This window comes from Mesorhizobium sp. M7D.F.Ca.US.004.01.2.1 (assembly GCF_003997785.1).
In the GTDB taxonomy this organism is placed as follows: domain Bacteria; phylum Pseudomonadota; class Alphaproteobacteria; order Rhizobiales; family Rhizobiaceae; genus Mesorhizobium; species Mesorhizobium loti.
In genome coordinates, this window is sequence record NZ_RZRQ01000733.1 from 1 (window position 1) to 690 (window position 690).

Consider the following 690-nt stretch of genomic DNA (forward strand, 5'->3'; position numbering starts at 1 on the left):
GAACAAGCTAGGAAGCTCTATCGGGCGATGGCCGACGGAGAGCCCGACGATAACATGATAGCTTGGATCATCAGTCGTTAGGTACTGGCGGTTCATCGACGGCAGCTTCGTCAACTTCGGCTTCCATTTGATCGCTGACCGGCTTGACCTTGACGCCATCGTCCATCGGGACACTATCGAAGCCCTGCCGCCATGCGTCGGCATGCTCCTGCCAATGTTGGGGTCGGAACAAAAACTGTTCCCAGCGACACGCTAAGGTCGAACCGAGCGTGAACGTCATGCGGCGTGGCGTAACCGAGCCGGAAGTCTGAGCGACCGGAAGCCTTCAGGCATCTGATGTTCTGCATCCCAGGTGTAGATGCCGGTCAGATTGATGTGTTCCCAGCTCAGCGGCGAGACGTGCTTGAGCAGATGGTCCGGGATCTCGCGATGCATTTTGCGCAAGTGGGTGACGGCCCGTTCGATATAGACCGTGTTCCAATGCACGATCGCGCTAACGACGAGGTTGAGGCCGGAGGCGCGGAACGCCTGGCTTTCGAATGATCGGTCACGGATTTCACCACGCTCGTGGAAAAAGACGGCGCGCTTCAGCTTATGCGCGGCCTCGCCCTTGTTGAGGCCAGCTTGGCACCTTCGCCGCAGTGCCGGGCTTGAGTACCATTCGATCATGAAGAGCGATCGCTCGATCCG

The 690-nt window shown here is 58.6% G+C and carries 2 protein-coding genes; both read right to left on the reverse strand.

Annotation, left to right across the window (positions count from 1 at the left end; all coding sequences use genetic code 11):
• Nucleotides 1-70 precede the first annotated feature (70 nt).
• Nucleotides 71-280: a hypothetical protein gene (locus EN993_RS36505; protein WP_127266290.1), complete on the reverse strand. Its 210-nt coding sequence runs from the start codon at nt 278-280 to the stop codon at nt 71-73.
• Nucleotides 277-690 (reverse strand): Tn3 family transposase (locus EN993_RS36510; RefSeq protein ID WP_164758093.1); only part of this gene is annotated, 414 nt, incomplete at its 5' end. The genes EN993_RS36505 and EN993_RS36510, both read right to left, overlap by 4 nt.

Coding starts and splice junctions, on each gene's coding strand:
- EN993_RS36505 (WP_127266290.1), bottom strand. CDS start 280: ATGACGTTCACGCTCGGTTCGACCTTAGCGTGTCGCTGGGAACAGTTT.